The organism is Empedobacter sp. R750 (assembly GCF_030324345.1).
Classification (GTDB): domain Bacteria; phylum Bacteroidota; class Bacteroidia; order Flavobacteriales; family Weeksellaceae; genus Empedobacter; species Empedobacter falsenii_C.
This window is the reverse complement of sequence record NZ_JACAGF010000022.1, coordinates 23,761-32,142: the sequence shown is the minus strand read 5'-3', so window position 1 is coordinate 32,142 and position 8,382 is coordinate 23,761. Positions and strand designations below refer to the sequence as shown.

At 29.9% G+C, this 8,382-nt stretch carries 8 protein-coding genes; 5 read left to right on the top strand and 3 right to left on the bottom strand.

The genetic code is table 11. The annotated features are described in order from the left end of the window. Positions 1-474 precede the first annotated feature (474 nt). A complete protein-coding gene (locus tag HXZ74_RS15870; protein WP_280062586.1) occupies positions 475-1,626 on the top strand; it encodes an ABC transporter ATP-binding protein in 1,152 nt (383 codons plus the stop codon). Positions 1,627-1,638: 12 nt separating this feature from the next. Next, the gene (locus tag HXZ74_RS15865; RefSeq protein WP_280062587.1) at positions 1,639-3,378 is read left to right on the top strand and encodes a hypothetical protein; all 1,740 of its coding nucleotides are present in this window, start codon (positions 1,639-1,641) and stop codon (positions 3,376-3,378) included. 222 nt (positions 3,379-3,600) lie between these two features. Here the strand turns inward: HXZ74_RS15865 and HXZ74_RS15860 are convergent, their stop codons facing one another. The 3 genes from HXZ74_RS15860 to HXZ74_RS15850 all read right to left on the bottom strand — a co-directional run bounded on the left by HXZ74_RS15860 (position 3,601) and on the right by HXZ74_RS15850 (position 5,248). Beyond that, the gene (locus HXZ74_RS15860) at positions 3,601-4,041 is read right to left on the bottom strand and encodes a hypothetical protein (protein ID WP_038336184.1); all 441 of its coding nucleotides are present in this window, start codon (positions 4,039-4,041) and stop codon (positions 3,601-3,603) included. A gap of 24 nt (positions 4,042-4,065) precedes the next feature. Continuing rightward, positions 4,066-4,419 carry a hypothetical protein gene (locus tag HXZ74_RS15855; RefSeq protein ID WP_038336182.1) on the bottom strand — a complete coding sequence of 118 codons (354 nt, stop codon included), beginning with the start codon at positions 4,417-4,419 and terminating at the stop codon, positions 4,066-4,068. 223 nt (positions 4,420-4,642) lie between these two features. Then, the gene (locus HXZ74_RS15850) at positions 4,643-5,248 is read right to left on the bottom strand and encodes a hypothetical protein (protein WP_038336180.1); all 606 of its coding nucleotides are present in this window, start codon (positions 5,246-5,248) and stop codon (positions 4,643-4,645) included. A gap of 286 nt (positions 5,249-5,534) precedes the next feature. On the opposite strand from HXZ74_RS15850, the gene HXZ74_RS15845 reads away from it, so the two are divergent. From HXZ74_RS15845 to HXZ74_RS15835, 3 genes are read left to right on the top strand one after another with little or no spacing between them, the layout of a single operon-like run. Then, positions 5,535-6,512 carry an AAA family ATPase gene (locus tag HXZ74_RS15845; protein ID WP_409450794.1) on the top strand — a complete coding sequence of 326 codons (978 nt, stop codon included), beginning with the start codon at positions 5,535-5,537 and terminating at the stop codon, positions 6,510-6,512. A 30-nt stretch (positions 6,513-6,542) separates the two neighbouring features. Further along, the gene (locus HXZ74_RS15840; protein ID WP_038336175.1) at positions 6,543-7,415 is read left to right on the top strand and encodes a DUF58 domain-containing protein; all 873 of its coding nucleotides are present in this window, start codon (positions 6,543-6,545) and stop codon (positions 7,413-7,415) included. Next, positions 7,415-8,380, top strand: a complete 966-nt coding sequence (locus HXZ74_RS15835; protein ID WP_286476284.1) for a BatD family protein — start codon at positions 7,415-7,417, stop codon at positions 8,378-8,380. The genes HXZ74_RS15840 and HXZ74_RS15835 overlap by 1 nt, the downstream gene beginning before the upstream one ends. The last annotated feature ends 2 nt before the right edge of the window (positions 8,381-8,382 follow it).

Sequence of the window (8,382 nt, the reverse complement as noted above, 5' to 3'; positions counted from 1 at the left end):
CGTTATAGTGTACTCAAACTCTTTTCTCTTCTTTTTATACTACAATTTAAGATTTTCAAATCTAAAGGAACTCGTTTTCAGAACCACACTTTATGAGAAACTGAGTTTATTTCTATTTGACAATTGTTAATTATAATCATTTGTTAATTAATAAATTAACTGCTTTTCAACTGAGTTATAAAAAGAATGTTTATAGCTTGATTAATTACTTAAATTGTTAATAGTAAACTATTCAATATAAATGAATTAAAAAGTTATGAATAGACTTTATTAAAACTTGTGAATAATGATGATTTTAGAACTAAATCGATTTAATAAATTTAAAATTGTTAATTATAAATATTTGACAAATAGTAAATTAAAAAGTAATTAAGATAGTTTATCAAAAATTGTTGAAACTGAAATCTCCCTACAATTAGCCATTTTATTTGTAGAAAAGGATTGTTATATTCGTAATGATTTAATAATCAATCTATGAATGAATTTAACCAACGACTAAACGAAGTAGAAAATCATTTGCAGCAGAATGATCTTGATTTGGGCTATCGCCGATTAATTGATTGTGTGTTGGATTTGGGTGAGATATCTTTTTACAAAGAGATTATCTCCTATTCGGATCTTTATTATAACGAGAATTCTACGAACGAAAATAAAACAACGCAAGCTTTACAATTAGTGGAAAAGTTGAAACAAGCTTCTCCTCCGCCCTTTCAGAAAGAAGAAACGTTGATATCAACCAACAATGTTGAAAAAGCTTATCATCGCCGAAATTTTAAACTTCATCCGATCACTTTTGATTTGAAATCACGTGAAGTTGTTGGATTAGTTGGAGAAAATGGAAATGGAAAAACAACTTTACTACGTTTGATTTGTGGTGAATTGAAACCAACTTCTGGCGAAATAAATTATCATTTTTCTAAAGCAAAACCGTTTAGTTTCGAGCTGAAAACTAAATTGGTTTATGTGCCGCAACGAATTGAGGTTTTATATGGCTCGTTGATGGAAAATCTACAGTTTACCTTGACATGTTATGATATTTACAACGAAGAAAATTGGTTGTTGGCTAATGTGATGTTAGCGCGTTTGGGGCTTTGGCCGTACAAGGATTTGCAATGGCGACAATTGTCGTCTGGTTACAAAATGCGATTCGAGTTGGCGCGAACGTTATTGCGTCGTCCAAAAGTCTTGTTATTAGACGAACCTTTGGCGAATTTGGATATTTTGGCGCAACAAATTATTCTCGAAGATTTGAAATTTTTATCACAATCTATTCGCAATCCTTTTGGTGTTATTTTGAGTTCTCAACAATTGTACGAAGTTGAAAAAGTATCGACAGAAGTTCTCTTTTTGGAGCAAGGAAAGCTTAAAATAGAAGGAGATACAAATGATTTGGAAGGTGATTTTACGATTGTTGAAATTGATGTGGAAAACACAAAAGAAGAGTTATTAACAGCTTTATCTAACATCGAAATTAAGCAAATAAAATTTAATGGAGGATCGTATATCGCATATTTTGATGATGAAATTTCGATGAATATGATTCTGTCCGAAATCGGAAAATCATCATTGAAGATAAAATACATTCGAGATATTTCGAAATCAAGTCGTCGCTTTTTTGTCAATTAAAACTAACCAACTATGTTCAAAAAAATAAATCAAACTTTAATTACAAAATATCCGCTGATTTGGAATCTAAAATTTATTTGGATTTTGTTGACGATTTTAGTTTTCAACTTGATTGCATTTATCAACGGATTTCTATTTTTTACTAAAAAATCTCAACTGCAAGAAAGTGGACTTTACGAAGTGTTTTTCAACTCAGGAATTATTATTTATTATGTGTTAATTGGTGTCATTATTTGCGTTATTTGGCTGTATTTCTATATTAAAAATAATCGTTTCAAATCAAATTATCCAACCTCAAGAAATTATTTATTCAAAGAATTTCTGGCCGTTTTCTTTATTATATTTTTGATGTTTTATGTGCCAAATTCATTCAAAACTGGTCTTAAATTTCGGGTTTCAAATTATATGAGTGAAGAACAGTATTTGAAAGATATCGACATTATCAACAGAACACAAGGTTTTACACTTCGATCAGAATTTGGTTACGATAATTATTCGAGAAATTTGCCTGTTCTAGCTTTTGATTCGTTGGTTTCGGAGAAAGAAACAAGAGAATTGTATGAAAAAAATGAGAGAGAATATTTAAGAGAAAATCCACATGATTCGTATAATCCTTTTTTGGAGCCGTATTTCAGAAATCCTGAGTTTGAAACCTTATTAAGAGATTATTTTCCCGAGAGATTTAGTTATTCTAAAATTAATTTTAATCAAACATATCAACCTCTAAAAAAGAATAATTCGTCTACAAATCAGCTTTATGAAGAAGCGGCGTATCCCGATGTAGCAGCTGTAGATTCGGTTGCAATAGGTATAGATTCAGCTTCGTATGCAAGTCCTGTAAACGCTTCAGAAAAACCACAAACGTATTTCAACTTAGCAAGTTTGTATAATTATAGTGTTTTGGCTTTTAACAACCCGAAAGATTCTACTTTAAATCATCAATTTTACGATGAACAATGGATTGCTTTGTTGCAAAAAAATGATCGAAAAGCAATTGAAAATTTATTGAATAGTTATACCGATTTATTAAAAAAACAAGAAATTGGTTATCAATTCAAACATAAAAATTGGATTGATTATTTACCTCAATATCCGTATTATTTTATAGATTCAAATTTAAATTACAAAGAAATAAATTATAAAAAACAAGATTACATCAACCAATCAAGTTTAAATAGAGTGTATGAAAATATTGAGCTTGCTAAATACAGTTCCACTTGGTTAGAACTTATTCAATACTATTTACTAATTGCTTTAATCATTACTGTTTTGATTATAACGTTCAGATTTAGTTCGTTCAAAGTTTGGTTAATTTCATTAATTGGCGCAGGAATTTTGGCAATTTTAGGAAGTGTTTTCGGAATATCTATCAATGCAAGTATCGGTTATACACAATTTACACCTTATATTATTTTATTTGTTTTTTACATTGTATTTATAGCGATTACACTGATTGGTTTACGTTCCAAAAAGTATAAAATTTTAACCGGTGTTAATCTTAATTGGTTTGTTGCGACTAATGTTTTTATCGGAATTGTGATGCTTAGTTTTTACACAGATTTACGTGCAGAAATGTTATATGATTCAACAAGCAAAATAAGTATTTATGAACTGAGACAAACAAATAAAGAATTGTTGATGTTACAAGAATTTGCAGAAATTTTTCTTTACATCAATCCAATTTTATATTTAATAAGTTTTTATTTCATCATCAATCTTTACAAAAAATGGCAAGCAATGCCAGAAGAATAAAAAAAGAAAAGCGAGCTAAATCGGCTCGCTTTTCACTTGATAATTGAATGAAAATGAATTTTAAAAACTACTTTAAAAAAACTTACTTATGAAATGAAATAACACATTGTGCTATTCAATAATAATTTTTAAACTCACACAAATTTTAAAATATTCTTTCAAAATTTAAATTAATAGAGGTTAACCATCAAAATTTGTAGGTTAACCCTATTTTTTATGATTTTATGCACATTTAGAGGAAGGTCTATTTCCTTTCGCATCACGTTTTTTGTGCATACTAAATTTTTCAGATTTCATACGTTTTTCACGATCTTGTTTGTATTGATTGAACTGATTTTTGTCTAAAATTTTCTCTAATTTAGTATCAAAATCGTTTGTACCTTTTTCTGGTCGAGAACCTCTTTCTCCTTTTTGAGTAGAATTTTTGTCTCTGTTTGCAAACTCTTTTTTCATGTCAGAATCTCTACTTTCTAACAACGATTTTACTTTTTTCTTTTGAGCTGAACTCAAATTGTATTGATCAAATTCTTTCAATTGTTGATCTACAGTCGGACGTTCTCTTTGCTCTTTTCTGTTTCCAGATTTTTCACCTTGTTGTGGTCTTTCTTGTGCCGATAATGTCATTACCATCATCATGCTTGCTAATAAAAATACTTTTTTCATTTTGTTTAAATTTTATTGTGTTTATTATTTATGTGTTTTTCTACTATCTGTTGATTTAGATTTTTGAGAAACATTTGGTTTGTTCGATGTATTTTTTTGATCTTTTATATATTGAGCATATTGTTTTTTACTCAAGATTTTCTCTAATTTTTTATTGAAATTTGATGTTGATAAATTACTTTCTAACAAAGATTTTACTTTCTTTTTCTGAGAAGTTGTTAAATTATATTGATCAAATTTTTTCAACTGTCTATCAACAGAATTTGTTTGCGTATGTTCTACTTTATCCTTTTGTTGTTGATTATTTCCTTGTGGTCTTTGTTGAGCAGAAACTGCCATCACCATCATCATACTTGCTAATAAAAATGCTTTTTTCATAATCTATGTTTTTGTTTACAACTAATGTTAGAATTATATTCTTTTCATTTTTCTTGAAACAAAGTTGCAACACAGAAAAAGGATGTCAAAAATATTGAGGTAAACGAGTGTTAAGTAGCGGTGAAATAAAGGATTTATTAAAGTTTTTAACAAAATTGTCAAATTTATTGAATAAAAAAATCCATTCGATAAAGAATGGATTTTGATGTATTTTTTTGAAAGATTATTTTATTTTTTTCTCTAACATTTTAGAAAAAGTTTTAGCAGTTTTTGCAAACCCTTCTCCAATTCTCGATTCATCACTATAATTATTACCGAATTGAGTTCCTGGAGCTTCTTTATAATTGACAACAAATTTTTTATCTTCAAAATTATTAGAATCAACAATAGTAATAGTTGTAGATACTTTTGCAGCTTGTTTCATTACAAATGCATCCCAACCTGGATAAATCCAATCAACTTTAACAATCATTGTGTAAGGAGCATCTGTAGCGTTTTCAGAGAATGAAATTCCAGTAGATTTTGCACCATATTTAGTTAATAACTCCATAAATTTTGGTTCCCAGATAGACTCTTTTGCACCAGTCCATTTATCATTCCAAATATCTCCATTTCCAGCATTTTTGCCATTTAGATCAACAATCTTTTTTTGAACATATTCTGCTTCTGTAATGCTATCTGCATTAATTTTTAGATTTGAATAGTCAAAAATAACTTTCATTTTAGATTGTCCTTTTAAGAAATCGACAGTACCAGATTTTACTTTCTCTTTTTGAGCATAAATGTTAGAACCGAGTACAATAATGATTAATAATAAATAGTTTTTCATAATAGTTTTAATAAATTTCAGTAAAAATATAAATATTCTTTAAATAGTTATTGTATAATGATTTAAAGAAATATTATTTAGAAACGTTTATTGTTTATAAATAGTTTGTAAGTCTTGGAAAAATTTTACTGAAAATAATAATCAAAACGTTTGGTACACTACTTTTGTCTTAACAAAGTTTAACAATATTGTATGAAAGTTTTAATTTCTAAATCAATTGTATTTGTTAATTTTAGAGGAAATTTGAATCAATAATATAAACATTAATTTCAACGAAATTTTGGATATACAACAACTAAACCAACAACTAGAAGCAAAAAGCGAAAGCATTGCAAGGTTGACATCGGAAATCAATAAAGCGATTATTGGACAAGAAAAAATGATTGAAAGTCTATTAATCGGATTACTTGGAAATGGACACGTTTTATTAGAAGGTGTTCCTGGATTAGCAAAAACATTAGCGATTAAAACACTATCTGATGCTGTTGATGGATCTTTTTCTCGTATACAATTTACACCAGATTTGTTACCTGCCGATGTTGTAGGGACACTTATTTATAATGTAAAAGAAAACGATTTTAGAATCAAAAAAGGACCAATCTTTGCGAATTTTGTTTTAGCTGATGAGATTAACCGTTCGCCTGCAAAAGTGCAATCTGCCTTGTTAGAAGCCATGCAAGAGCGTCAAGTAACAATTGGTGATGAAACGTATCCGTTACAAAAACCTTTCTTAGTTTTGGCAACTCAAAATCCGGTGGAACAAGAAGGAACTTATCCTTTACCAGAAGCGCAAGTTGACCGTTTTATGTTGAAAACTGTAATTACTTATCCAGAATTTGAAGCAGAACGTTTGATCTTGAGAAATTCGATTAATCAATCATTTCCAAAAATTGAGAAAGTAATCTCTATACAAGAATTGTTGGATGCGCGCGAAATGGTGAAACAAGTTTACATGGACGAAAAAATTGAAAAATATATTTTGGATATTATTTTCGCGACTCGTTTTCCCGAAAAAGTTGGATTAGAAAAATTGGTTCCAATGATTTCGTTTGGTTCTTCGCCTCGTGGATCAATCAATTTGGCACAAGCTTCAAAAGTGTATGCATTTTTACGCAAACGCGCTTATGTTATTCCAGATGATGTTCGTGCAATGGCAAAAGATGTGTTGCGTCACCGTATCGGAATTAGCTACGAAGCAGAAGCAGAAAATGTAACGCCAGAAGAAATTATCGACAATATTCTTAATGTTGTTCCAGTTCCTTAAACTAAACCATTATTCAAAATCATTTAAACTTTGGATGCAAAAGAAATCATCAAACGTGTAAAACGTATTGAGCTAAAAAGCAAGCGCAAAGCGAGCAACCTTTTTATGGGGGAATATCACAGTTCATTCAAAGGAAGAGGTATGATTTTTAGTGAAATTCGTCCTTATCAATACGGTGATGACGTTCGTAATATAGACTGGAATAAAACGGCTCGATATAGCGAACCTTATGTAAAAGTTTTTGAAGAAGAACGAGAATTAACCATGTTTTTATTGGTTGATGTTTCGAATTCTGAAAACTTTGGAACACGAAAACAAATTAAAATGGAAACGATTGCTGAATTGAGCGCCACATTGGCTTTTTCGGCAATTACCTATAATGATAAAGTTGGTTTGATTTTATATTCGGATCAAGTGGAGAAATTTATTCCGCCCAAAAAAGGAAAACAACATGTGTTGCGTTTGGTAAGAGAAATTGTTTCGTATGAGCCAAAAAGCAAAAAAACTGATTTGGCAGTAACATTGGAAACATTTATGAATTTGGTTCGCCGAAAATCAAATGTTTTTATTCTTTCAGATTTTATTGATTCTTCAGATTACGAAAAAGCATTGCGAATCGTGGCAAAAAAACATGATGTGACTGGAATTAGAGTTTATGACGAAAAAGAGCAATCTTTTCCAGACGTAGGTTTAGTTCATGTGCAAGATAACGAAACAGGCGAAATCCGTTTGATAGACACTTCATCGAAGAAATTGCGTCAACAGTATGCGCAATATTACCGCGATTTAGATCAACGTTATCAATCTATTTTCAAGAAAAATCATTCAGGCGCAATCAGTATTCGTACCGACGAAGATTATGTTCGCCCATTGTTAAACTACTTTAAAAGTCATAAAGCCTAATGAAGAATTTATTGCTTTTAGTAAGTTTTTTTATCCTTCAATTTTCGTTTGCGCAAGAAATTACGCCAAAATTGGATCGCACGACAATCAAAATTGGCGAGCCAATCCAATATGAATTGAAAATTGATTACAAAGAAGGAGATAAAGTTGTTTTTCCTACGATTTCAGATTCAATTAATCATCACATCGAAGTTTTAGGTCAAAAAATTGACACTGTAAAAACGGATGGAAAATCTGAAATTGTTCAACATTTAGAATTGACTGGATATGATGCAGGGAGATTTAATATTCCATCATTTATTATTCAGAAAAATGGAAAAGATTTAACTACAAAACAACTCGAAATTGATATTCAAGATATTGCAGTTGATACAACGAAAAATGCAATTTTCCCGATAAAACCTGTAATGGAAGAAGAATATTCTATTGGAGATTATTGGAATAAATATTGGTTGTACGGCATTATTGCGTTGATTTTATTTATTATCGGAATTGTTTTGGTTGTATTATATGTTCGCGCAAAATCGAAATTATCTGGTAAAGATTCATACAAAACACCATACGACGAAGCGAAAGCAAGTTTGATAGCCTTGGATGCTAAGAAATATTTGAAACGTGGTGAACAAAAAGAATATTATACGCAATTATCATTTATTGTAAGACGATATTTAGGACGTATTTATAACTTTTCGGCATTAGAAATTTTGTCGGATGATTTGGTAAAATATGTTGCGACAAAACCAGATGTTTTACCAGAAGATGTGCAGAAATTTAAACAATTTTTGTTCGATGCTGATTTGGTAAAATTCGCAAAACAAGAGTTTGATGAACCGACAAATACTTCGCACCGAAATTGGGTAGATGAATTTGTAGATCGTGTAAAACCATTAGAAATTCCGGAGAACGAAGATTTGAAAAAAGATCAAGTGACGGGAGAAAAATATAAACAGTTTAATAACAATTAGGA

Bases quoted from the DNA above. Each gene is read 5' to 3' on its own strand.
- HXZ74_RS15850 (WP_038336180.1), bottom strand. From the start codon at position 5,248: ATGAAAAACTATTTATTATTAATCATTATTGTACTCGGTTCTAACATT.
- HXZ74_RS15860 (WP_038336184.1), bottom strand. From the start codon at position 4,041: ATGAAAAAAGTATTTTTATTAGCAAGCATGATGATGGTAATGACATTA.
- HXZ74_RS15835 (WP_286476284.1), top strand. From the start codon at position 7,415: ATGAAGAATTTATTGCTTTTAGTAAGTTTTTTTATCCTTCAATTTTCG.
- HXZ74_RS15865 (WP_280062587.1), top strand. From the start codon at position 1,639: ATGTTCAAAAAAATAAATCAAACTTTAATTACAAAATATCCGCTGATT.
- HXZ74_RS15870 (WP_280062586.1), top strand. From the start codon at position 475: ATGAATGAATTTAACCAACGACTAAACGAAGTAGAAAATCATTTGCAG.
- HXZ74_RS15855 (WP_038336182.1), bottom strand. From the start codon at position 4,419: ATGAAAAAAGCATTTTTATTAGCAAGTATGATGATGGTGATGGCAGTT.